The sequence below is a fragment of the Yersinia rochesterensis genome (assembly GCF_003600645.1).
GTDB lineage: Bacteria > Pseudomonadota > Gammaproteobacteria > Enterobacterales > Enterobacteriaceae > Yersinia > Yersinia rochesterensis.
On record NZ_CP032482.1, the window covers coordinates 4354994 to 4380936 of the forward strand.

The following is a 25943-nucleotide window of genomic DNA, read 5'->3' on the forward strand; positions in this document are numbered from 1 at the left end:
TGCATGTGTGTTGGCTGCGCTCAATCACCCGAATCATTGACTCACGTCAACTCATCGGGACTCACTCACTTGCCGCCTTCCTGCAACTCGAATTATTTAGAGTACATGCCGAATCTCTTGATAACATTAATAGGATCTCCCCCATGTTGGACAGTGCTTTCATCAGTTACGTCACCGTAATGTCGATCACCCCAGGCCCAAATAACCTGCTATTGGCCGCCTCTGGTGTCAATTTTGGTTTGCGCCGAACTTTCCCGATGATGCTGGGGATTACCTTTGGTTGTGCATTGCAATGCGCATTAATGACCACGCTATTGGCATTTATCCTCAGTTGGGTCGGGGTTGTTCGCTTGCCATTAGTAACATTGGGCGGCGGTTATTTACTGTGGTTATCCTGGAAGATTTTTAATTCTGGCAGCCCCAATGCTCGGGATAGGGAGCAGCCGATGGGGTTCATTCAGGGGGCATTATTTCAAGCGATTAATCCAAAAGCCTGGCTGATGGCAATGAATGTCGCCATCTTATTCACCCCAAGGGAAGGCGCGACACTGAGTCATACTTTGTTGATTGTCGGTGGCTTTGCTTTATTGAATCTCCCTTGCGTGGCGGTTTGGGCGGTGATGGGTGATCAATTGCGTCATGCGCTGCGCATTAATTGGAAGTTGCGACTATTTAATGGCGTGATGGGCGGCTTGATGGCAATAACAGCCCTGTGGTTGTTAGCTGAGGAATGGCTCAGTGTTTTCAATAATTAAACATGGCCGAGTGGCGAGAGTTTAGAAACTTGTTTTTGACTGATACGGGAGAGTAATTCAGTAATCGACAGCACCATAGTGGAGCGCACCATTTGCTGATAACGCTGGCGTTGCATAGCAATCAGCGAAGCATCTGCTTCATCCGGGCGTAAGAATGTCGGGACTGGCGGCAATTCAGCCACACAATGTAGTTCACCAAATGGCCCGAGGATTTCGTCATCAGTAAAGCGATACTCGGTGCCATCATGGTTTAGCTCTTCACGCAGCGCCATCAATAGCTCGGCATCTTCATATTCATGCCGAGTTATGACGCCCAAGGCATAAACCAACTTCAATCGTACCGATAACTCACCCAACGGCCCATCCCCGACCAGCAATGGCTCCACGGCATATTTCACCGCATAGTCATCTTTACGGAAAACCTGCACCACGAGAATGTTCAATGCTTCTGCCAATAAGTCGACAGCAGCCATCAAGAAACTCCGAACGGTCTTCCCCGCGTTCAGATGTTCAAGTACCCGATTCTCAAATGCCTGTGTTTTTTCAATCATCGCTGGTCACTGGGGTGGTTAATGAGTATCCGTCCAACGGGTTTGGAGAGCCGGCCAATACAACAACCGGCTCATCTGAGCACTGAGCATCAGTGCGCCAGCTTGTCCTGCATGGCGTTATACACACTCACCGCCTGTTCCACAACCTCGCTATCAGCTGGCAGCCCGGAAATTTGAGCAAGAGTGGCTTTCGGCCCTAACTTAGCCAGTAATTCAACCAGTTCCTGCGCTTGCGGGTCTTGCTCACTGCGGTAGCTCATGGCCGCGGCAATGCCGGTCACCAGGTTATTATGTGGCAACTGATATTCCAAAGTCCCCAACAGCGGTTTGATCAACCGGTCACCGGCACTCAGTTTACGCAGTGGCTGACGGCCAACGCGCTCAACATCGTCATGCAGGTAAGGGTTTTCAAAACGGGAGAGAATTTTTTCGATATAAGCGGCGTGTTTCTGTGGATCAAACGCATAGCGCTTAATCAGCACCGCACCACTCTCTTCCATCGCACCTTTCACTGTCTGGCGAACGGCTGAGTCAAGGATGGCATCACGAATGGTTTGGTGACCAGCAAGCTGGCCCAAATAGGCGGTAATGGCATGCCCGGTGTTCAGCGTGAAGAGTTTGCGCTCCACAAAGGCCATCAGGTTATCCGTCAGTTCCATACCGGCGATTTGCGGCGGCTGCCCTTTAAATTGGGTACCATCAACAATCCACTCGCTGAATGTTTCTACTGTCACGGCCAGAATATCAGTGCTGCCCGCTTCTGATGGCGGCACAATCCGGTCTACCGCAGAATCAACAAAACCAACATGTTGCTCAACCCACGCTTGCTCACTTTCTGGCAAGACGGCAAACACATGCTGTTTTAACTGGCTAGTGCCGCGCACCATATTCTCACAAGCAATAATATTCAGTGGGCGGGTATTACCTTGTTGATGACGGGCCACCAAACCTTGCGCCACGGTGCTGGCGATGCGGGCCAAAATTTGTGGGCCAACAGCGGTAGTGACAATATCAGCATCAGCAATCAGTGCCACCACTTCCGGGCTACCACTGTTCACTGCGCTAACATTTTTCACTTCTTCAACACGGGCTTGCTCACCCACCACATTAACCTGATAACTCTTACGCTTATTCAGTTCATCCAACAACGGCTGGTTCACATCGGCGAAAGTGAGTTGTGCACCGGCATCAGCAAGAAGTTTACCAATGAAGCCCCGGCCAATATTACCCGCGCCAAAATGTAATGCTTTCATATTTTTTACCTTTTGCTGTGTAGCTGTGAAAGGGCCGCGTACTCCCCACGGCCCTATTCAGGTTACGGCAGTTATCCGTCACAACCGGACAACACTCATCGCCGTTCAGTTACTCACACCTATCAAGCGGATTTTTTACCGCCGAGCAAATCCAAGACTTCTTGCACACTGGTGGTTTTGCTTAAACGCTCAATGACAGAATCATCGTCCAGCGCGTTGGTCAGACTGGTAATGACATGAATATGCTCATTGTTACGGGCGGCAATACCAATCACCAAGCGAGCCACTTCATCTTCTTCTTCGCCAAAGCGCACACCTTCAGGGTATTGGCAGAACACCACACCAGTCTTCAGCACACGGTCTTTTGCTTCGATAGTGCCGTGTGGCACGGCGATAGATTCGCCCAGATAGGTGGAAGTCAGTTTTTCACGTTCCAACATCGCTTCAACATATTCTGGCTCGACATAACCGCCTTTTACCAACTGCTCACCGGCGAAGCGAATGGCTTGCTCTTTGTTCGTAGCATGTTGATTGAGGAAGATATTCTCCGCACTCAGTTTGAACAGGTTGGCTTCTGATGGCTCAAAGCTATCATCCAGCGTTTCAATCACTTTTTGTGTGGTCGCGGTCGCGTTACTCACTTCGACTAAACGTACCGTCAGGTTGGTATACAACTGGCTGTCGAGGAAGTTAGTCAGCGAAATATGCTGTGCTTGCGGTGCATGACGCATTGCTCGCTCAGTCAAATCACGGTGCGTGATAACTAAATCAACATCTTCCGGCAGGTTGTTGATGGCGCAGTTCGTGACCGAGATGTACTTCAAGCCCGCATCTTGCACTTTCTTACGCAACACACCAGCACCCATCGCACTGGAACCCATACCAGCATCACAGGCGACAATGATTTTCCGCACCGTGCTCAAGTCGCCCGCAGCAGCAGCTGCATTGGCTGCTTGTGCGCCTTTAGATTGCGCTTTCATGTCTTGCATACGGCGAGTCGCGTCTTCCAGGCTGTCTTCTTCTTCGTCTTTAGCTTTAGACGTTTTCAGCAAGATAGCTGATACGACGAAGGACACCGCAAACGCAGCAGCAACCGCAGCAATGTTGGCAAAGTAAGCACCTTTTGGTGTCATCGCCAATACTGCCAGGATAGAGCCTGGAGAAGCTGGAGATACCAGACCGCCATTCAGCAGGGTCAGAGTAAACACGCCAGTCATACCGCCCAGAATCACCGCCAGCAATAAGCGTGGGTTCATCAAAACGTATGGGAAATAGATTTCGTGGATACCACCAAAGAAGTGGATGATAGCCGCGCCGCCAGCAGATTGCTTGGCGTTACCTTTGCCGAAGAACATATAAGCCATCAACACACCCAAACCTGGGCCTGGGTTAGCTTCAATCAGGAAGAAGATAGACTTACCGGTTTCAGTCGCCTGCTGGATACCCAGCGGTGAGAAGATACCGTGGTTGATAGCGTTATTCAGGAACAGGATTTTGGCTGGTTCAACAAAGATTGACGTCAGTGGCAGCAGGTTATTCTGCACCATGATGTGCACGCCAGCAGCCAGTGCTTTAGACAACACTTCTACCAATGGGCCAATCGCCATAAAGGCTAGAATAGCCAGCAACATCCCGATAATACCGGCTGAGAAGTTGTTAACCAGCATCTCAAAGCCGCTTTTGATTTTACCTTCAACCCAGCGGTCAAAGTGTTTGATTGCCCAGCCACCCAATGGGCCTGCAATCATCGCACCGAGGAACATTGGCATATCAGCACCAACGATAACCCCCATGGTGGTGATAGCACCCACCACACCACCACGGTCACCACCAACCAAGCGACCACCGGTAAAACCGATCAGCAGTGGTAACAGGAAGGTGATCATCGGGCCAACTAATTTGGCTAGCGTTTCATTCGGCAGCCAACCCGTTGGGATAAACAGTGCGGTGATAATACCCCAGGCGATAAATGCGCCGATGTTGGGCATGACCATGTTACTGAGGAATCGGCCAAAATTTTGAATTCTGACCTTTGCATCTGGTGAAAACATAAAACACCCCTATTGGTACGCGCTAACAATAAGAGCGCGATATAATTGTTTTGTTGAGGCAGTTCTGCAAAACCCGCCGGTGTTATCGAATACAAACCCGCTGTATGCAAAACAAACTTTAGCATGCTCCTTTACTCTCGCGTAGCTCACTCCCAGCATGTGACGAATGTCACACTAAAACCCCCACTACAGGGGTGGATTTGTTGATCAAGGTCACACTATTGGGGTGTAAGAAAGCCACGCCGGAGAATTTTTAAGCTAAAAGCGGCCAATATAGTGATTCATATCACACTTTCGTGGCGGCCCTTTGTTTTGAAAATGTGATGTTAATCACAAGTTATTTTTGCTCGTAGAGGAAGGATGAGACATTCACCCATCTTATTCTGATCGAACTGCCCAGTTGCGTGGCAAATGTGTAATAAAAAAACAGGGGGAAGGGGGAGATGTTTTTGGGTTTTGGTTGATATTCTTTCGGTGATTGGGTTCGGTTGACATGATATTTGTGCTCATTTTGCCTCCAATGCCTCAACCGCCAAGGGGGTTACAAACGCGTAACCCCCTTGGATCCCCTGCGCTTCGCACGTGTCGCTTGCCTGCTGCGCAGGTTCCCTCGTTCATCATTACGCTGGCGGGACGGCTTTATTCGCATCCCTGCTCATGACACCTAAATCCGCCGTCCATGGCGGATTTCCCTGGCTTCATTCTTCACTCGGCAGCTCAAATGTGCTTTTAAACATCAAAACCTAAAACCATGGTTTTGACGTTGAGCGCAATCAGGAATGTTGCCGACAAGGAGAGAGGGTAGAGTGAGCGGCCATGGACGCCCGCGAAAAGTGCGCTTGGGCAGGGATGCCCATCGCGCTGGCTCGTCAGCCCGAAAGACGCAGACGGTTTACCCGCAGGGCAATATTTCGCGCAAGCGCGGGATTGCACAAGGGGCCACGCTTATGGCCCCTTTGCCGGTTGGTTCATCGTAGGTTAAGTAAACTCAGTTGCTTTAACAACCGAACTTATTCACTTATCGAATACCAACCGAAAGAATAACTCGATCAGTCCTAACAACCGAACCGATCACTAAATCAAATCAACCAAAACCATCACTGAATAACACTCATGACACTCTTCTGTGCCGCCATCATCGCCGGGTACTTGGCGACCAAATTAGCCATCATCGCGTTGTATTGTGCCGCTTGTTGCGCAGTCTGGAACTGAACACCACCATTATTAAAGGTCACTTGAGTCCCCTGCTGTTGCAGGAAATCCCCAACCTGCGCCAGATCCTGCACAAAGGCAGAAACAACTGGAACAGCCGGAATCAGCACATTAGTAGGTTGAGTCACAATATTATCAAAAGCTTTATTGAAAACGACTTTCAAATCATCTGGCTGCTTCAATGCGGCTACAGCGGCATCTGCCTGTGTTTTGGCGGTACGAATCTGCTGTACTAACAGATTCAACACACCCGCTGACTGCTGCAATGCATCACGCTTATTAAGATAATCCTGCGCCATACGAATCTCATTGATTTGCGCAATCGCGGGGCTCAGGCTAGCATCCACAGATTTACTGAGTTGCTGAGAAAAAGTCACTAAAATCGCATAATCACTGACATAAGGGCCAAACTTCTGTTTTTGATCTTCACTCAGCGTTGGCAGTTTCATCCCACTGCGCATCACTGTATTTTGCAGATAATCAATAAAAGCCTTACGTTGCTCTGGCTCTTTATCCCCGCAGGCGGTCAATTGGAACACCACCAGCAACGCCAGAAAAGGCGCTAACCAACGTGAATATCGGGTCGTATTCAGTGCAAAAGTCATGTGAAGCTACTCCTGTAATAAGTACTTATTTTCACCAAATCCTATTCTTACCCAGTAAGAATAGCTAAGGGGAGCGCATACCCTCTTGGTAAATACGCTCCCCTGTGACGAGCCGAGTACAGGATTACTGCAACAGCGAAATATCAGCAACCTGTAAGAACAGCTCGCGTAATTTGCTCAACAACGTCAGGCGGTTAACTCGCACAGCATCGTCTTCGGCCATCACCATCACACTATCAAAGAACTCATCGACGGTTTCCCGCAACGCTGCCAGTTCAACCAGTGCTTCCTGGTATTGACCCGCAGCAAATACTGGCTCCAGCTTATCGCGCAATACCACCAAATGAGTGGCCAGTTTCAGCTCCGCCGGTTCTTTTAACACCGAAGCACGAACATGGTCATTCAGGGTATCAGTGGATTTTGCCAGAATATTTGACACACGCTTATTCGCGGCAGCCAATGCGGCGGCGGCATCCAGTGTGCGGAAATAGGTTACCGCTTTCACCCGAGCATCAAAATCAGCCGGTTTGGTTGGTCGACGAGCCAATACCGCCTGAATGGTATCGACGCTATGACCTTCATCCTGATACCAGGCGCGGAAGCGGCCCAGCATGAACTCAATCACTTCGTCGACCACTTTGGTGTTGGTTAGCTTGCTACCATATAGGCTCACGGCCTCTTCGGTCAGCGTTTGCAGGTCCAGCGGCAAATTCTTCTCAACGATAATACGCAATACACCCAACGCCGCGCGGCGCAGAGCGAATGGGTCTTTATCGCCTTTCGGATGTTGACCGATACCGAAAATCCCCGCCAGCGTGTCCATTTTATCGGCAATAGCCAATGCACAAGCAACCGGATTTGACGGCAAATCATCGCCCGCAAAACGTGGCTGATATTGCTCATTCAGCGCAACCGCAACGTCTTCAGCTTCACCATCGTGACGGGCGTAATGCATCCCCATCACACCTTGGGTGTCAGTGAATTCGAACACCATATTGGTCATCAGGTCGCACTTGGACAGCAAACCGGCGCGCGTGGCATGGTTAACATCAGCACCAATTTGCGCTGCAACCCAACCGGCCAGCGCTTGAATACGATCCGTTTTATCGCGCAAGGTGCCCAATTGCTGTTGGAACAGCACGGTTTCCAGACGCGGTAGATTGTCTTCAAGGCGTTTTTTACGGTCGGTATTAAAGAAGAACTCGGCATCTGCCAGGCGTGGGCGTACCACTTTCTCGTTACCCGAAATAATCTGCTGAGGATCTTTCGATTCAATGTTGGCAACAAAGATAAAGTTTGGCAGCAAATTACCGGCAGTGTCGTAAACCGGGAAATATTTCTGGTCACCCTTCATGGTGTAAACCAGTGCTTCCGCAGGAACTGCCAGGAATTTCTCTTCAAACTTGGCAGTCAATACCACCGGCCATTCCACCAGTGACGCCACTTCTTCCAGCAGGCTTTCACTCAGATCAGCAATACCGCCAATCTTTTGTGCCGCCAATTCTGCATCACGCTTAATGATAGTTTTGCGCAATTCATAATCAGCAATGACTTTACCGCGCTCCAGCAAGACTTGCGGGTATTGGTCAGCATTATCGAGCGCAAACTCAGATTCACCCATAAAACGGTGACCACGAATAACGCGGTCTGAATCAATACCCAACACGGTGCCAGGAATCACTTCAGAACCTAACAGCATGGTCACGGTATGAACCGGGCGAACGAATTGGGTTTCTTTATCACCCCAGCGCATCAATTTAGGAATTGGCAATTTACTCAGCGCGGTTGTCACCATCCCCGCCAGCAATAATTGTGCTGATTGCCCTTTTACATGGGCGCGATACAGCAGCCATTCGCCTTTATCAGTGACCAGACGCTCCGCCCTCTCCACAGTAATACCACAGCCACGCGCCCATCCTTCGGCCGCTTTGCTTGGTTTACCTTCAGCATCAAATGCTTGCGCAATTGCTGGGCCGCGTTTTTCAACTTCACGATCAGCCTGAGCAGCACTTAAATTAGCGACTTTTACCGCCAAACGGCGCGGCGCGGCATACCAAACAACTTCGCCGTGTGGCAAGTTGGCGCTATCGAGTTCAGCCGTAAAATTGGCAGCAAAAGATTCGGCCAGAGAACGAAGAGCCTTCGGCGGCAGCTCTTCCGTGCCGATTTCCACCAGGAAAGTCTGTTGAGTCATGACAGCCTCTTAGTTCTGATTCTTTTTGCACATAGGGAAGCCCAATGCCTCGCGAGAAGCATAATAAGCTTCGGCGACCGCTTTGGTCAGCGTACGAATGCGCAGAATATAACGCTGACGCTCAGTCACCGAGATGGCTTTACGGGCGTCGAGCAAGTTAAAGGTGTGGCCAGCTTTCAGAATGCGTTCATAGGCAGGCAGCGGCAGTGGGGTTTCCAGCGCCAGCAGTGACTGAGCTTCTTTCTCATACTGTTCAAAGCAGGAGAACAGGAAGTCCACATCGGCGTATTCAAAGTTATAGGTGGATTGCTCCACTTCATTCTGATGATAAATATCGCCGTAAGTGGTAGTCCCCAGCGGGCCGTCACACCAAATCAGGTCATAAACGCTGTCAACGCCCTGAATGTACATGGCGAGACGTTCCAGACCATAAGTAATTTCGCCAGTAACCGGTTTACATTCCAAACCGCCCACTTGCTGGAAGTAAGTGAACTGAGTGACTTCCATGCCGTTCAGCCACACTTCCCAGCCCAGACCCCAAGCACCCAGAGTTGGGTTCTCCCAGTTATCTTCGACAAAGCGAATGTCGTGGATCAACGGGTCAAGGCCCAGCTCTTTCAATGAACCTAAATAGAGTTCCTGAATGTTGTCTGGTGAAGGTTTGATAATCACCTGGAACTGATAATAGTGTTGCAGGCGGTTCGGGTTCTCACCGTAGCGACCATCGGTCGGGCGGCGTGAAGGTTGTACATAAGCGGCAGCGATTGGCTCTGGGCCAAGTGCACGCAGGCAGGTCATTGGGTGGGAGGTACCCGCGCCGACTTCCATGTCCAGTGGTTGAACAATGGTGCAGCCTTGGCGCGCCCAATAGTCCTGTAACGTCAGGATCAGGCCCTGAAAGGTCTTGGTATCAAACTTTTGCATGTTGGATTCGCACGCGATACAAGTGAATTAAAATGGAATGAGTCAGTATACCCGTTGACCGTAAGATATACAGCTTGAATCCGGCAAGATGCATGAATGAAAGTTAATTTGTTGATTAATTATCCGAATGAGAGAGGGAACCACGCGCCGTGGCTGACATAACCCATAGCGGGGTATAAAGAAAAATAGTTCTTTGGTTATCGCATATACGGTTGCTGACAACAACCTGCCCAGCAACCGTATATATGTAAGATTTTGAGAGGTTAACCCGCGCCGTCAACACTCAAAATTTTACACCTAACCTAGTCTTACACCGTTGGCGTTGTTGGCAAGGTTGGTGTTGATGGAAGGTGACTCATCGTTTGAGTCAGTGTTTTCATCATTGAGTCAATGACGCATTTCAGGTCCAGCATACTGCCAGCACTCAAACAACTTACAACCGGTGGAGTTGGCGGTACTATTGTATCTATGCCCGGCACTGTTGGTGTGGTCGGTAACACAGAGGTAATATCAGTGGCCATTACCTGCCCGGAACTTAATAACAGAGCAAAAGCAGCACCTGTCAGAAGAGATTTACTGGAGTGTTTTATATTCTTCATCATATTAATGATCCTATAAAGTATTTAAAGAAATACCAAAAGCAGCGTTTTATGCTTGTGGCAATACAATTATTGCCCAAAAAAGATAATATTCAAGAAAATAACTCAATAAAAACATATAGATGACTAATAGATATATAATTAGTGATTATCTTTAAAAATATTGTTTACCTAATTAAAAGCATTTCCTCAGTGGAAAAAATTCAAATAATCAGATAACTAACGCAAATTATAGGTGGGTTTTCTCACCACACTTCCCCCCTATTTTTCAGGGCAAAGGGCAGCCAAACCAACATTTCCATTGCACCGGCGGGGGCACAGTGAAAGAGGACATTGAGGAATAACTGCCTGTCGGATATAAAACAGCATCGTTGAGGGGGCACTCGTCGGAGGTATCGTCATCACACTTGTCACTACAGGGGTGGCATAAAAGCAGCTCCTCACTCGACAGATGTGACATTGCCGTAGGAACAACCGCAAGAAATAATCCCAGACAGAATGAAGCTGCCAAGAATGACTTCAGAGTCTTTTGCTTAATTTGCATGTTATTAACTCCAATATAATTTAAAATAACAAAAATAACAGATTATTATTCTGTACATGGTTAATTGTTAAACAATAACTGCCTGCGTCAAATTTATTATTCAATATAAAATTACGTTGGTTGCTTATCGTTATCTGAACCGCCATTATTCTTCACTCAGTCAGACAATAAACAGGAAGTCAGGTTATGGATTTACAGCGCTGCGGTTGGGTCACCTCAGATCCCCTTTATCTTGCTTATCACGATACCGAATGGGGAATTCCGCGTACCGATAGCCAAGCATTATTCGAGATGCTTTGCCTCGAAGGTCAACAAGCCGGGCTTTCGTGGATAACCGTGCTGAAAAAACGCGAACACTATCGCAAATGCTTCCATAACTTTGATCCCGTGCGTGTGGCAAAAATGGGGCCAGAAGAGGTCGAGAAACTGGTGCTAGACAGCGGTATTATCCGCCACCGCGGTAAGATTCAGGCCATTATCACCAATGCTCAGGCCTACCTGGCAATGGAAGCCAACGGCGAAGATTTTTCGCGTTTTATCTGGAGTTTTGTCGACGGTGAGCCAAAAATTAACCATTGGTGGTGTTTGGCTGAATGCCCGGCAACAACACCAATCTCAGATGCGATGTCAAAAGCACTCAAAAAACGAGGTTTTAAGTTTATCGGCTCCACCATTTGCTATGCCTTTATGCAGGCCAGTGGGCTGGTGAACGATCATCTGGCGAGCTGTTTTTGCCACCCGGATAACGTAGTAAAATGATAAGAACTTACCAACCGGACGATCTTGATGCCGTCATGCAATTGTGGTTGAGCAGCACAATTGCTGCGCATCCTTTTGTTACCGAACAATATTGGCACGAGAGCGCCTCGTTGGTGCGAGATACCTATCTTCCGGCGGCGCGGACTTGGGTGTATTTATCGCAAGAAGTACAATTGGAATCCACTGCCGGCGGAAACGCTATTGTCGGATTTATTAGTATCCTTGAAGAACAACTGGTAGGCGCATTATTTGTTGACCAATTCTATTACGGTAAAGGGGTGGGAAAAATACTGATGGATGGCGTTCAGCAACACTATAAAGCGCTAACCCTGGAGGTTTATCAAAAAAATTACCGGGCTTATCAATTTTATCGTAAGCAAGGTTTTATTGTCACCGCACGGGCCTACAATGCGGAAACTAAAAACGTTATTTTAACTATGCAATGGCAATGCCATCAGTAAATAAACCATCGAATATTCCAGCATGGTTTAGTCTAATTAAATACTCATCATCTTCGCTTCACATATTTAATATAACATTCCCAATAAAAAAAATTCCACCCCATAAAAGAACAAAAAATAAATAAAGAGATGATTAAAGAGCTTATTCACTTTCTATTCTCTATAGTAGCCATTGGACTTGTCGTTTTAAAAAACATTAATAATATAACACAAGAATGACACGGAGTTATTATGCATAAAAAACATAATTTGTTATTTTCACTCTGTATATTGTTACCTCCACTAGTTTACTCTGGGTTGGATATATCTTTTGATTATGCCACTTCTCCAATGCAAAATAACACTGAGTGCCATCATGATTTAATTGATGAAAAAACCCATTTCTATCAAGAAGATAATATCAATTCAGATATCAAAGATAATAAAATAGAAATTATTACAGAAAATAATAATTCTTGGGTCTGTGAAATAAACTGCATAATATCAAGTAAAATGATTATTCCTTTGAACGATCTATTTTCCATTGTTACTGATCAAGAACGTCAAAATAAAGTGGCGTTATTTAATTTTGAATTAAATCGTCATTCTACATTTAATATAAACCTGGAAGATAACATCGACATTACTATTGATGAAGATGAGATGTATATTCTGGCCTCTGACATAAACAGTCAGCAAATTAATTATAAACTTCATCCAGACACCACGGCCATTGCATTTATTTTCGAGATTTCAAATGGAAGGTTAGCAATAAATTACCTGGAAAGTAATTCTGCTAAACAGGGCTATCTATCTCCCACTCTTATTTTTAACGCCGAACGGACAAATAATCCCACTGTTTTCCCCGACTTGGCTATTTATAACAATCTCCTCAACGGCCCCTTAGTGATGAATCGCTATCTGATGGCCACCATGAGTGATAACCACCGCACCAAACGGGGGGCGGTGGGAGTTATGGGCTGTCTGTTGTCCGGTCCTTTAGCCCTTTACAATGTGGTCGTACATGGGCGCTGTAATCAGGTGGAGTCGGCCTGGGCCAGTATTAAGTCATTTTTCGGCGGTAAAGATAAAGCGAAAATGCAGTTGGTTGCCGGTTCGGCTACAGCCTTAAAACCACACCCAGCGGCATCTGAAGAAGCAGAAAAACAATCTGAAATATTGGCATTAACCCATATTGACCTCCCTTCATTGTACCAACAGAGCTTAACCCTGCCCGCCGTGGCAGAAGCCTGCAACATTCCGCTGGAAAATTTAGTTAGCAGTCGTTTTCCGCGTCAGATAGATGGCCTCGCATGCGGTTCCTGGCTGTCCCGTTTGCTGGCTGATTTTACCTTATTGTTTGGGAATAGTTTACGTGACTGGTCGACGGAGCGCTTACGTCAGGTATTAGACAGCGCTATTGATGCAGATAGCACTGGGTATGCCGGGATTGATATCGGAACAGAACAACGTCTGGTTCAGGGGGTGAGAAGAGGAGTAAGAGAACTTGGCCGGGTAGAGGCTATCAATCAAATCACTCGCTCATTTCATTATGCGGAGAGGGAACTTGCCCACTATTACTTACAGACTAATGGTGAAAATATCATGCCCTCGGCGGTCCAAAATCTCCCGTTAGGTCATTATGTACTATCTCTTGATGCCTATACTCCCATTACTGACCCCATCCCAGTGCGTATTCGTAGAAATGGCGAATGGGAAACATCGGATTCATTGGCTTTTCAGATAGAAATCATCTCGGGAGAACATCAAGAAGAAGAGAGGGAGTTGCGCACCGCCTCCCTGGAAGTTATTAATGAATGGTTCGATAAATATTACTCTCTTAGCTATGGCACGATGTTAACGAAAGATAAAGAAACCCATAAAGAAGTCAGAGTCCCTGTAACCGCTGCTGATAGAATTATCTACTCTGCACGTATTACGAGCAATTCATTGAAAATTCATTTGGAAGAAAACACACCAGGATATTTATTTGTCATTGTGAAAATTAATGGGGAAATCATCCATATACTAGAAGCAGAGAAATATCAAATAAATAATGAACTTCAGGAAGGACATTATTATCTGGCAAACTTTCTCACCGTGCCAAAATATATCATAGATGCAGATTCTGACGGCAGTATTCGAGGAGCCGGCACTGCCGCAGTTCATGGATTAGCTCGTTACCTTAAAAATAAAGGAGTTAAATTCATCCACTCCGATGTATTTTCAGACCCCTCTGCCAGAGTGAAACAAAAGCTGGGTTTTGAACATGATGAACTTTAAAAAACAGTAGACTTTATTAAGGATCTGGCATGAAAAAATTATTATTCTTACCGTTATTTATTGTAATAATTTCAGGGAGTGCTAAATCAAATGGAGTTTTACCTGATGAATCAAAAAACTATTCTTTTCCTTATGAAGAGAAAGTTCAAGAAATTGAAACCACCTGTTTCTACTCAGAAGATAACTATCAAGGTGAAGCTATTTGCCTGAATGGATCTAAAAAAATAGATCTCTATAACGCTAAAGATAATTACTTCAATGATCAGATATCTTCAATTACAATTCCTAAAAATTTATCCACCACTATTTATAAAAACGATCATTATAACCCCCTCATTACACGCTTATGGAAACTATAAATGGAGAGCAACTAAAAAGTATCGGGATGCATAAAGTAATCAGCGGTATCAGTATAGAAAATAGCGGGGTACTTCCTTGTATTCATAACTGTGTTATTTTAGAAGGGTTTAATTTATCTCTTAGAGATATTTTTAAAAACTATTGGAATCTATCAGACAAACCAAACAAACAAATACTATTAAACTTTTTGATTAACAATCAAACAGACTTATTCATTGACATAAAAGGCTATTTTTACTTTATGCTAGAAAATAAAAAACTGACTATTTCAGCACCAAATAAAACCTTCAGCTTTTACCTGAAAGATAAAACCCAAGATTTATCATTACTGTTTAAAATTGAAAATAATGTCTTCAGCACTCAATATATTGAGTCTATTGGCACGAACATGACCAATAGTTCACCCATGATAGATTTCCACTGGCCATTTACTGGATGGTCATCTACTCAATTGTCTATTTTAAATTTTAGCGATACCCCGCAAATATTACGCAATATAACTATGACTGCTAATACCAACAATACCAGAGTGAAACGAGACCTTATCAGTAAGCTTGCTTGTTGGGGTATCCCGGCATTAGCCATTTACAATTATGTGGTACAAGGGCGCTGCAACCAATTAGATAAACTTACCCATAAGCTCAAAGATTTATTTCATGGTGACAGCATTAAAATTGCTGGCCATGCTGACATGCTGCCTTTAGCAGCTGACGTCAATATTCCTCCATTATCCGAAATAGCGCCAGGAACCCAGATCCTCGACCACATTGATACCAATATAAAAGAAGAGGGGCTGACCTTGCCGGCCACCGCACGCTATTGTGGTACAACATTAGCTGCGATTATTCATGAGCGCTATCCCCGTCAACCGATGCACCCCTGCCCCCAATGGGTATCACAGTCATTGGCCGATTTCACCTTACTTTTTGGTTATAATCTACACACTTGGTCTGGCGATTATTTACATACTCTAATAAATAACATTATTACCCATCAACGTATTAATATTGACGATGAAGCGCTACCTGAATATCACCACCATGATACCGAACAACGGTTGATTCATAGTATTACCACTCAAGTTAGAGAGTTAGGACAGGTTGAGGTACAAAATACCCTGGCTCGAGCTTTTGAATATTCACAACAAAATTATGCTAATTATTTAACCCATGCAGTGGGGGCTAATGCCCAACCTTTATTGCCCCCTCAAGCAGTACAAGAATTACCCCTCGGTTATTATGAACTGGATTTACTGTCTTATAACTTTCAGGATACTCAGGTAAGAGTTTTACACAATAATCAGTGGGTAGCATCTACTCACCATTTCGAAGTAGACGTTATTGATGGCTCGCGAGAAGAAACACAATCTGTCAGAGATGCGGTATTAACTGTTATTAATCAATGGAAGGAAAAATACAGTAATCAGATTATAGAACGCGATGGAGCAAACGGTGAATTAACGCCTGAAAGTGCAATAATTGAGGCAGGGCAGATATTAAGTCACACCATTGCCAGTGGGTTAACTTATTACTTAGGTTTGGGTACTGATCAGTTTTTTATTGTTCGCTTAAATGGTGAGATAGTCAGTATTTTACAATCTGACAGTATTCATAACTCTGATAATGCTGAAATTACTGCCTCACTGACTCACCCTGATTATGTGCTGAGACCGAATGCAGAGGGTACCATTAGAGGTGCAGGGACTGCCGCTGTCAGAGAAATGGCCCGTTATATGCAGGCCAAAGGACGCAAAAAAATTATTAGCGATGTACTATCACAGCCCTCGGCGATGGTGAAAAGTAAGCTAGGTTTCCACTCCATAGAATTATAAATACCCTGATAATAAAAATAAACTCTATATCCTCATATTTTGATCGAACGCCATAGGCTTAAACAATGGAGAAATAATCTATATAAGTTAATTATCTCGGGAAGCTAGCCATTCCATTTATTGTGATACCGCCAGTGAAATACCACCAAAAAAAATAACACCTATAAGTAACACGTTTCCCAGCAATAATATTTATGTAGCCAAGGAACATTGATAAATCAACGAATAACAGAAAAAGGAACCAGTATGAATAAACTATTATTTCTATTTTTATTATCTATCACTTTTATCGGGGATGTTAAGTCCAATGAAGAACATATTCATGAACCAATAGGTAAGCCATTATATTTTACAGCAAAAAAATATGCTCCGGTTTGTTTCTACACCGAAGATAACTTTCAAGGAGAATCCGTTTGCCTGACGCCACCTATGATGATGGATTTTTATAATACTAAAGATCATCACTTCAATGATAATATATCTTCTATTAAAATTCCTGAAGATGTGCATGTTACTATTTATAAAAATGATAATTATAATCAACCGAGTTATAAACTAATGGAGTCTATTAATTTAAGTGAGTTAAAAAAATAGATATGTCAGGTCAAATTAGTGCTGTTATCACGGCCCAATCGCCTGGTTTTTGCGATGAAAACTGCGTTATCCTAACAGAACAAAAAATAGAATTAGAGGAAGTGTTTAACAAATACCACGAAATTAAACACAATACTAATAAACTTATATTAATGAATTTTGAAGTAAATAAAGACAGTGACTTTGTCGTAGGATTTATTGACTACCCTTTGGCTCTAGTTATTGGCAATGATCTGCTTTTTTATACTACAGCACACAGCAAGCCCCTCAATATGAGGCTTAGAGAAAATACTGATAATTTATCTCTCTTATTTAAATTAAATGAAAATAGTTTACAGTTTCAATATCTGGCAGCTAAAGGGACTGAACCCCTCAATACCCCATTTTGGATTAATGCAAAATATTCGTATGAAAAATTGCCAACTTTATATATCAGTAATGGCATCCCCACGGATGATGAGGATAGCTCGTCTGAGCATCTCACCCCATTAATACTGAATAAAACGATTATCGCACTCAACAAACACCCCCAACGCAGTAAACGAGGGTTCTTAGGACTTGCTGCCTGTGTAGGTATTCCAGTGCTGGCAATTTATAACCTTGTTACTCATGGGCACTGTAATCAGCTTGATAGATTGGTTGGCATGAATGAATTTTCTCATGACGATGGCGAGGGAAAAACGCTGGTGGTAGCAGGCCCGGCAACTCCCGTGCCACCTGCAAAACCGGGTGCTGATTCCCCCTTAGAACAACCCACGCCGGTGGCACTGGTATTAACTCATCTTAATACTCACCTGCATCACCAGGCACTGACGCTACCCGCAGCAGCAAGAGCCTGTAATACCTCGGTAGAGAATATTATCGGCGCCCGCTATCCGCGCCAAACAGGGATTCGCTGCGGATCCAGACTGTCCATTATACTGGCTGATTTTACATTGCTTTTTGGTGAAGGCTTATTGAATTGGACAACCGAGCATCTAAACCAAGTTTTACAAAGTATTAATGAGCATGGTACCACTGGCTATGCAGGATCTGACCGGGCCACGGAGTCTCGATTAGTCGAAAGGGTGCAACAGGCAATATCCGATCTAGGTATTAGGCAATTAACCGAGATATTGCAGCATGCTTTTAATGACGCAGTACTCAATTACACTCAGTATTTGATGCAAAATGAAGAACAAGAGACTCTTGCCACGCCTCTGGCCGCACAAGACTTACCTCTGGGGGATTACACTTTATTTTTAGAACAATATATTCACCCAGAGGAACTTCCTGCACCATTAATTATGGATAACGACCAATGGATTAGACCAGATGGCCTTTATTTTGAGGTAAGCGTTATTCCTGGCGGCGATCATCATCTTCCAACCAATTTAACCGATGAAATACTCGAAGTTGTCGATAATTGGCGGATATCTTATAGCCAAATCGAATATGACAAGGATAATTCGGGTATGCCATTAACCAGCCAAGACCGAACTAAATATGCCGCGCAAGTGACAAGCCATATGTTATCGGAACTTTTATCTGCTAACTCGAGTAATTATCAATTTGTCATTGTTAAGCTAAAAGGAAAAGTCATTAGCGTATTAGCATCGCGGAATGATGAGAATGGTGTAGATAGTTATCTCAACTTCTCTGTAACAGCTCCTCAATATGTCTTAACCCCAAATGAAAATGGCAGTGTTCGCGGCGCAGGAACTGCGGCGGTAAGAGAGTTAGCGCGTTATCTTAAAGAGAAAGGGAAAAAAACACTCAGTGCTCATGTTATTTCCCAGCCCTCTGCCAAAGTGAAACTCAAAATTGGTTTTGTTCATAAAGATGAGCTTTAACTCCGCCACAAAATCATGCGTATTTATTCTGTGACGACACGATATACACAGCGGCGGGAGCCAGCGAGGATATGCTCAGTTCGCTCGACAGGTGCTTGTAGCGCCTGACGAAATACATCCAATTCGGCGCGGCAAAAACCCTGACAATGGGTGGCTGCCGCGCAAATTGGGCAGTGATTTTCAATCAGCAATATTGAGCCATCGGCCTGAGTTTGACATTCTGCCATGTACCCCTCCTGAGAGCGGATAGCCACCAGCCGCTCCACCCGTTCATCAATACTATTGGCCCCTTTCATCGCCTCGCAATAGAGTTCGCGCGTTTCCTGCTCACGGGTATCTATCAGTAAATTAAGCGCTTCTTCGCCTAATTTGGTGCGCACCATCCGCAATAATTGCACCGTTAACTCGCCGTGAGCATCCGGAAAGCGGGCATTCCCGGCCTCAGTAAGCTGCCAAAGTTGGATAGGCCGCCCTACGCCTTTGGCCTGCGCCACGGCGACAACCAGCCCGTCTTTGGCTAATTTTACAAATTGTTGTCGTGCTGCTTCCCCCGTGGTGCCGAGGATCTTGCCCGCATCTGTGGCTTGCAAGGGGCCACGAGTCTTCAGCAACATCAACAGACGCTCAGCAACAGACTGTGGTTGACTGGTAGAATGGTCGATATTCATATCTTCCCCGCTATCATGGGTGCGCTTTCTATTTTAACGAATGATTGCCAGTATAACATTTTACAAGCTTATGCTTGACTTATTATCAGTGCCCAGCCTAAATTATTCCAAGAATTTACTTGTTTAACTTTATCGTAACAACACTTTGTCGTAACAACAACAGCAACTCAACAACCAGATTTCTGGCAGGATGGAAAACGTGATAATGAATGATGCAAGCCGTTGGAGTGATTTGTTCTCCGGCAAGAACGCGGCTTTTGCCATAGCCCTGTCAGGCGGCGTAGTGTTACACGCGATCAATATTTATATCGCCACCACTATTTTACCGTCCGTGGTTCTGGAGATTAATGGCCTGAGTCTCTATGCCTGGAATACAACTCTGTTCGTCACCGCTTCAATCCTCGGCTCAGCGCTTTCAGCCCGATTGCTCAGTGGCTACGGCCCGCGCAGTGCATATCTGTTCGCTTCATTGACCTTTATGTTAGGCAGTGCTTTGTGTGCTATGGCACCCAATATGCCACTGATGCTGGTTGGCCGAACCGTGCAGGGTTTGGGCGGGGGTTTTCTGTTCGCACTCTCTTACGCCATGATTAATCTGGTATTTCCACAATCATTGTGGCCGCGAGCCATGGCGCTGATTTCAGGGATGTGGGGCGTCGCAACCCTGATTGGCCCCGCCATTGGCGGGATATTCGCGGAAATGAACGCCTGGCGCTTTGCTTTCTGGACGTTGCTGCCCGTGACCCTGATTTATGCCATTTTCACCTGGCGCATCCTGCCGAAAGGGAGATCCAGCACCGCCGTCACCTCGACATTACCAGTAACCCAGCTGGTGCTATTAACCGCAATTGTCCTGACGATTTCCGCCAGCAGTATTGCTAGCAGCGGCCTGACGAATCTGCTGGGAATCGGATTGGCGGTTTTACTGTTAGTGCTGTTATTGCGCATTGAATCCCGCGCCACTTCGCGCTTACTGCCAAAAGGTGCATTGCGCCTAAATTCCCCCTTGGCGGCGCTCTATATCACCATTTCTTTACTGGCGATCGGCATTACCTGCGAGATTTTTGTCCCTTATTTCTTACAAACCTTGCACGGCCAATCACCGCTGATTTCTGGCTATATCGCCGCCACGATGGCAGCGGGCTGGACAATTTCTGAAGTCATGAGTGCTGGCTGGAAGAAATCAGGTGTTCGTTGGGCGATTATCAGCGGCCCAGTTATTGTGCTGGTAGGGATAATTGCGCTCGCCATTCTGATGCCGGTCAGCTCATTGGGCGGGTGGGCGCAGATGGGCCCTATCGCCATCGCGCTGACATTAGTGGGCTTTGGTATTGGTTTTGGCTGGCCGCACCTGCTGACCCGCATTCTGCAAGTGGCTGCTGAAGAAGATAAAGATATTGCCGGGGCCTCGATTACCACGGTACAGATGTTTGCCACCGCAGTGGGGGCGGCAATAGCCGGAATGGTAGCCAACCTTTCGGGGCTTAATTTCCCCGGCGGGGTCGCGGGTGCCGAAAACACCGCCCATTGGTTATTTACGCTGTATGCCATTGCCCCTGCACTGGCGATTATCACCGCGCTACGCTGCGCCGCCATTCGCTTGCCCGGCTTTGCTGTTAAAAGCACCGCCAGTCACGAAGCATAATAAATGATGAGAGCCAACCTGCTCAAACAGGTTGGTTTTTTCATTGCTCGTAACATTATAAGGGCGATTAGCGCTTGATCCCGCACCACTCTTTGCTGTTATTCTGGCTTTAAATCTTAATATTAATCCTATTGACCCAAAGTCATTGGAGGTTGCGATGAAGCCGTCTATTGTGCTGTACAAAAGTATTCCCGCTGATCTACATCAGCGTTTAGAGCAACATTTTACCGTAAACAGTTTTGAGGGTTTATCTTCAGATAATCAGCCTGAGCTATTGGCTGCGCTGCAACAGGCGGAAGGACTTATCGGTTCCGGCGGTAAAATTGATCAGACTTTCTTGCAATTAGCACCTCGGCTGCGCGCTGCTTCAACCATTTCTGTCGGTTATGACAATTTTGATGTCGATGCGCTGAACCAGCGCGGAATTGTATTAATGCACACGCCGACCGTTTTGACTGAAACAGTGGCCGACACCATGATGACGCTGGTGCTTTCCACTGCTCGTCGGGTTGTCGAGTTGGCTGAGCGCGTGAAAGCCGGTGAGTGGCAAGACAGCATTGGTGATGATTGGTTTGGCGTCGATGTTCATCATAAAACTATTGGCATTCTCGGCATGGGCCGGATTGGCATGGCGCTAGCCCAACGGGCACATTTTGGTTTCAGCATGCCGGTGCTGTACACCACCCGTCGCCCACATGAAGAAGCGGAAAAGCGCTTTGGTGCTCGCCGCTGCTCACTCGATACATTGCTGGCTGAGGTCGATTTCCTCTGCATTACCCTGCCGATGACCGAGCAGACTTATCATATGATTGGCCGTGAACAACTGGCTAAAATGAAATCCAGCGCCATTTTGATCAATGCAGGCCGTGGGCCAGTCGTGGATGAAAAAGCACTGATTGCGGCCCTACAAGATGGCACTATTCATGGCGCGGGCTTGGATGTATTTGAACAAGAACCTCTGCCGGTGGATTCGCCATTACTCACATTACGCAATGTGGTGGCCGTGCCGCATATTGGTTCCGCCACCCACGAAACTCGCTACAACATGGCCGCCTGCGCGGTGGATAACCTGATTGCCGCACTGACCGGCACTGTCACAGAAAACTGCGTCAATCCGCAGGTATTGCAGAAAATATAAGCGACTCGATTGGTCTGCTTGCAGGCCAAATCCCCCTCCTCCATCGCCCTCCTCCCTACAATAATCCCTAGAGGATGAGGCTATTTCTTCGCCGTCTGGCACTCTGATATTCATAAAGATTTATACGTTTCTCAGACCCAAGGAAGACGCGCGATGAAATATCTTACTTTCCCTCTGCTTCTGGTTTTGTCACCGGCAGTGATGGCGAACTGGTCACTGCCCCATTTCCCGGCTTTTACTGAACAAGACAGTGGCGTTTTCCTGAGTAGCAGCGCCCTAACAAAAGGGGAATACACCCTTAAATTTCATCAAGATAAACAGTGCTGGCAGCCCACCGGCCCAGTAAAATTGAATCAGACATTTTCGCTGCAGCCTTGCCAAAATCAGGCCGATATCCACTGGAAGCTGTTCCGCGATGGCCAATATCAGGTGCGGATTGATACCCGCAGCGGCACCCCCACACTCACTTTGAGCATCAAAGAGCCGGTGGCGGAAACCGTCAAAGTCGTAACACACAGTTGTCAGCGCTGGGACGGCAAACCGGTGACAATTGATGTCAGCAAAACCTTCGCTGAGGGGGAAATGGTGCGGGATTTCTACTCCGGGCAAACGACGAAAGTCTCCCTCGGTAAAATCACGCTGCAACCCACTCCCGAGAGCGGGGGCTTATTGTTATTGGAATCAGCCCAAACCCAGCAAGCCGCGCCATTTAGTTGGCAAAATGCCACCGTCTATTTTGCCCTGACTGACCGCTTTAAAAACGGCAACCCCGACAATGACCATAGCTATGGCCGCCATGGCGATGGCATGGAGGAAATCGGCACTTTCCACGGCGGAGATTTGGCCGGATTAACAGAAAAACTTGATTATCTTCAACAGATTGGAGTCAACGCACTGTGGATAACCTCCCCGCTAGAGCAAATCCACGGCTGGGTCGGCGGCGGTACCAAAGGTGATTTCCCACATTATGCTTATCATGGTTATTACGGCCTGGATTGGTCACGTTTAGATGCCAATATGGGTACCGAACAAGATTTGCATAAACTGGTTGAGCAAGCCCATAAACGCGGCATTCGTATTCTATTTGATGTGGTAATGAACCATATGGGATATGCCACTCTGGCAGATATGCAAAGCTACCAATTCGGCTCGCTGTATCTGCAAGGCGATTCGTTAGAAAAAACACTGGGCAAAAACTGGACTGACTGGACTCCTGGCAAAGGGCAAAACTGGCATAGTTTTAACGATTATATTAATTTCAGTGATAAATCCGCCTGGGATAACTGGTGGGGCAAGAAGTGGATCCGCACTGATATTGGCGATTATGACTCCCCCGGTTATGACGATCTGACCATGTCGCTGGCTTTTCTGCCGGACATCAAAACAGAATCCACTCAAGCGAGTGGCTTGCCGGTGTTTTACCGCCATAAACCGGATACTGCCGCGCGGGAAATTGCTGGTGCCACTCCACGTGATTATCTAACTCATTGGTTGAGCCAATGGGTTCGCGATTATGGTATCGACGGTTTTCGTGTAGACACCGCCAAGCATGTCGAGAAACCCGCCTGGCAACAACTAAAGCTGCAAAGCGCGGCGGCTCTGGCCGAGTGGAAAGCGGCTCACCCTGACCAAGCACTGGATGACTTGCCATTCTGGATGACGGGAGAAGCTTGGGGCCACGGGGTGATGAAAAGTGATTATTACCAAAATGGCTTCGATGCCATGATTAACTTTGATTTTCAGGATCAAGCTAAACAAGCGCTGGCGTGCTTCTCATCGATTGACGGCACCTATCAGCAAATGGCTGATAAACTGCAAGGTTTCAATGTGTTGAGTTATATTTCATCCCATGATACCCGGCTATTTTTTAAAGATGACGCGCAACAGTCATTGGTGAAACAGCAACGCGCGGGCGACCTGCTGCTACTGGCTCCAGGGGCGGTGCAAATTTTCTATGGTGATGAAAGCGGGCGAGAATTTGGCCCAACCGGCTCAGACCCATTGCAGGGAACCCGATCAGATATGAACTGGGATGAACTGACGGGTGAAAAAGGTGCGCTGTTGGCGCATTGGCAAAAAGTCAGTCAGTTCCGCGCTCGCCATCCGGCCATTGGTGCTGGTGTGCAGCAATCGCAACAAACTGCTGATTACTATGCTTTTAGCCGCCAACATCAAGGTGATAAAGTCTTGGTCGTTTGGGTTGGCGACAAAAAAGAGTAATTAAGTATATTATTTCGAAATAACACTTCCTACCGATATTTTCGCGCGGTAGGAAGAAACCTTTCCGCATTGCGTCCGTTTTTATCTGCGAGTATGGTAGTTGTTCACTTACGGATAACAATAAATTTTCATTTATGAAGTTTTCACTTTTCGGCGACAAATTCACCCGCTACGCGGGCATTACCAGATTGATGGACGACCTCAACGACGGCCTGAGAACCCCAGGTTCTATCATGCTTGGCGGCGGTAATCCGGCACATATTCCTGAAATGGATGCTTACTTTCAGCAACTTTGTCAGGACATGCTGGAAAGCGGGAAGCTGACCGAGGCGTTGTGCAATTACGATGGGCCACAAGGCAAAGATTTACTGCTGAAAGCATTGGCAACAATGCTGCAAGATGAGCTGGGTTGGCAAATTGAGCCACAGAACATTGCACTGACAAATGGCAGTCAAAGCGCGTTTTTCTACTTATTTAATCTCTTCGCTGGCCGCTATGCCGATGGCACCCGTCGGCGGGTATTATTCCCACTGGCACCAGAGTATCTCGGATATGCCGACGCGGGCCTCGACGAAGATTTATTCGTCTCCGCCAAGCCCAATATTGAGCTACTGCCCGAAGGGCAATTCAAATATCACGTCGATTTTGAGCATCTCAATATTACTGATGATATTGGCCTGATATGCGTCTCGCGGCCCACCAACCCGACCGGGAATGTGATTACTGACGATGAGTTAATCGGCCTTGATGTTATTGCTCAGCAACGTGGTATTCCGTTATTGATTGATAACGCTTATGGCGTGCCATTCCCCGGCATTATCTTTACCGATGCGACCCCACTGTGGAACCCGAATATCATTCTGTGCATGAGCTTGTCGAAGCTGGGCCTGCCGGGTTCGCGCTGCGGGATTGTGATTGCCGATGAGAAAGTCATTTCGGCGCTCACCAATATGAATGGCATTATCAGTCTGTCACCGGGCAGCATGGGGCCAGCTATTGCTGCCGAAATGATTGCGCGCGGGGATTTGCTGCGTTTATCCAAAGAGGTCATCCGGCCATTCTATTTTGAGCGGGTACAGCAAACTATTGCTATCCTGCGCAAATACTTACCGCCGGAGCGCTGCTTGATCCACAAACCGGAAGGGGCGATATTCCTCTGGCTGTGGTTTAAAGATTTGCCGATCAGCACTGAACTGCTGTATCAGCGCCTGAAAAAGCGCGGTGTGTTGATGGTGCCGGGCCACTATTTCTTCCCCGGTCTGGAATATGATTGGCCGCATACCCATCAATGCATGCGGATGAATTATGTTCCAGCACCGGAAGATATCGAAAAGGGTGTGGCAATTCTGGCCGAAGAGGTTGAGCGGGCGTTTCAGGAAGCAAAGTGATTGGCTGAGAATAAATAGCTAAGGGCCGCTTATTCGGCGGCCCTCAGTTTTATTTTAAAACCATCTCAAAGTTATTATCTAACCCAACGTCACTATC

The 25943-nt window shown here is 46.5% G+C and carries 21 protein-coding genes; 12 read left to right on the forward strand and 9 right to left on the reverse strand.

Features of this window, described 5'->3' with window-relative positions:
- Window positions 1-143 precede the first annotated feature (143 nt).
- Entirely contained in the window at window positions 144-755 is a 612-nt protein-coding gene (locus tag DXZ79_RS20195) for a LysE family translocator (protein WP_038637591.1), read from the forward strand.
- Here the strand turns inward: DXZ79_RS20195 and DXZ79_RS20200 are convergent.
- The 8 genes from DXZ79_RS20200 to DXZ79_RS20230 all read right to left on the reverse strand — a co-directional run bounded on the left by DXZ79_RS20200 (window position 752) and on the right by DXZ79_RS20230 (window position 10147).
- Window positions 752-1306 carry an MltR family transcriptional regulator gene (locus DXZ79_RS20200; RefSeq protein WP_038637592.1) on the reverse strand — a complete coding sequence of 185 codons (555 nt, stop codon included), beginning with the start codon at window positions 1304-1306 and terminating at the stop codon, window positions 752-754. The genes DXZ79_RS20195 and DXZ79_RS20200 overlap by 4 nt on opposite strands.
- 89 nt (window positions 1307-1395) lie before the next feature.
- Window positions 1396-2559: a mannitol-1-phosphate 5-dehydrogenase gene (locus DXZ79_RS20205; RefSeq protein WP_120011582.1), complete on the reverse strand. Its 1164-nt coding sequence runs from the start codon at window positions 2557-2559 to the stop codon at window positions 1396-1398.
- 122 nt (window positions 2560-2681) lie between these two features.
- Entirely contained in the window at window positions 2682-4610 is a 1929-nt protein-coding gene (locus DXZ79_RS20210; RefSeq protein WP_038637598.1) for a PTS mannitol transporter subunit IICBA, read from the reverse strand.
- 729 nt (window positions 4611-5339) lie between these two features.
- Complete coding sequence (locus DXZ79_RS20755) at window positions 5340-5543, reverse strand: hypothetical protein (protein WP_158501195.1); 204 nt, start codon at window positions 5541-5543, stop codon at window positions 5340-5342.
- Between the two features lie 164 nt (window positions 5544-5707).
- A complete protein-coding gene (locus DXZ79_RS20215; RefSeq protein WP_038637601.1) occupies window positions 5708-6427 on the reverse strand; it encodes a DUF3053 domain-containing protein in 720 nt (239 codons plus the stop codon).
- 124 nt (window positions 6428-6551) lie between these two features.
- A complete protein-coding gene (gene glyS / locus DXZ79_RS20220) occupies window positions 6552-8621 on the reverse strand; it encodes a glycine--tRNA ligase subunit beta (protein ID WP_038637604.1) in 2070 nt (689 codons plus the stop codon).
- Between the two features lie 9 nt (window positions 8622-8630).
- A complete protein-coding gene (glyQ, locus tag DXZ79_RS20225; RefSeq protein WP_038637607.1) occupies window positions 8631-9545 on the reverse strand; it encodes a glycine--tRNA ligase subunit alpha in 915 nt (304 codons plus the stop codon).
- Window positions 9546-9853: 308 nt separating this feature from the next.
- Complete coding sequence (locus DXZ79_RS20230; RefSeq protein WP_042562527.1) at window positions 9854-10147, reverse strand: hypothetical protein; 294 nt, start codon at window positions 10145-10147, stop codon at window positions 9854-9856.
- 727 nt (window positions 10148-10874) lie between these two features.
- Between DXZ79_RS20230 and DXZ79_RS20235 the strand changes: the two genes are divergently transcribed.
- From DXZ79_RS20235 to DXZ79_RS20260, 7 genes are all read left to right on the forward strand, one after another.
- Window positions 10875-11447 carry a DNA-3-methyladenine glycosylase I gene (locus tag DXZ79_RS20235; RefSeq protein WP_038637610.1) on the forward strand — a complete coding sequence of 191 codons (573 nt, stop codon included), beginning with the start codon at window positions 10875-10877 and terminating at the stop codon, window positions 11445-11447.
- The gene (locus DXZ79_RS20240) at window positions 11444-11908 is read left to right on the forward strand and encodes an N-acetyltransferase (RefSeq protein WP_038637613.1); all 465 of its coding nucleotides are present in this window, start codon (window positions 11444-11446) and stop codon (window positions 11906-11908) included. Before DXZ79_RS20235 ends, DXZ79_RS20240 begins: the two co-directional genes overlap by 4 nt.
- A gap of 231 nt (window positions 11909-12139) precedes the next feature.
- The gene (locus DXZ79_RS20245; RefSeq protein ID WP_120011583.1) at window positions 12140-14170 is read left to right on the forward strand and encodes a hypothetical protein; all 2031 of its coding nucleotides are present in this window, start codon (window positions 12140-12142) and stop codon (window positions 14168-14170) included.
- A gap of 29 nt (window positions 14171-14199) precedes the next feature.
- The gene (locus DXZ79_RS20250) at window positions 14200-14529 is read left to right on the forward strand and encodes a peptidase inhibitor family I36 protein (protein ID WP_120011584.1); all 330 of its coding nucleotides are present in this window, start codon (window positions 14200-14202) and stop codon (window positions 14527-14529) included.
- 26 nt (window positions 14530-14555) lie between these two features.
- Window positions 14556-16361, forward strand: a complete 1806-nt coding sequence (locus DXZ79_RS20255) for a GNAT family N-acetyltransferase (protein WP_120011585.1) — start codon at window positions 14556-14558, stop codon at window positions 16359-16361.
- A 246-nt stretch (window positions 16362-16607) separates the two neighbouring features.
- Window positions 16608-16955, forward strand: coding sequence for a beta/gamma crystallin domain-containing protein (locus DXZ79_RS21080; protein WP_244942303.1), 348 nt, complete (start codon window positions 16608-16610; stop codon window positions 16953-16955).
- 2 nt (window positions 16956-16957) lie between these two features.
- On the forward strand, window positions 16958-18787 hold the full coding sequence (locus tag DXZ79_RS20260) for a hypothetical protein (RefSeq protein ID WP_244942304.1): 1830 nt from the start codon (window positions 16958-16960) through the stop codon (window positions 18785-18787).
- Window positions 18788-18810: 23 nt separating this feature from the next.
- Here DXZ79_RS20260 and DXZ79_RS20265 read toward each other — a convergent pair whose 3' ends face one another.
- Window positions 18811-19455, reverse strand: a complete 645-nt coding sequence (locus tag DXZ79_RS20265; RefSeq protein WP_120011586.1) for a helix-turn-helix transcriptional regulator — start codon at window positions 19453-19455, stop codon at window positions 18811-18813.
- A gap of 205 nt (window positions 19456-19660) precedes the next feature.
- Here DXZ79_RS20265 and DXZ79_RS20270 point away from each other — a divergent pair, with 205 nt between their 5' ends.
- From DXZ79_RS20270 to DXZ79_RS20285, 4 genes are all read left to right on the forward strand, one after another.
- Window positions 19661-21100: an MFS transporter gene (locus tag DXZ79_RS20270; RefSeq protein ID WP_162928765.1), complete on the forward strand. Its 1440-nt coding sequence runs from the start codon at window positions 19661-19663 to the stop codon at window positions 21098-21100.
- Window positions 21101-21257: 157 nt separating this feature from the next.
- Entirely contained in the window at window positions 21258-22238 is a 981-nt protein-coding gene (ghrB, locus tag DXZ79_RS20275; protein WP_120011588.1) for a glyoxylate/hydroxypyruvate reductase GhrB, read from the forward strand.
- A 153-nt stretch (window positions 22239-22391) separates the two neighbouring features.
- The gene (locus DXZ79_RS20280; protein WP_050291895.1) at window positions 22392-24458 is read left to right on the forward strand and encodes an alpha-amylase; all 2067 of its coding nucleotides are present in this window, start codon (window positions 22392-22394) and stop codon (window positions 24456-24458) included.
- Window positions 24459-24592: 134 nt separating this feature from the next.
- Window positions 24593-25846, forward strand: a complete 1254-nt coding sequence (locus tag DXZ79_RS20285; protein ID WP_038637633.1) for a valine--pyruvate transaminase — start codon at window positions 24593-24595, stop codon at window positions 25844-25846.
- Window positions 25847-25943: the final 97 nt, after the last annotated feature.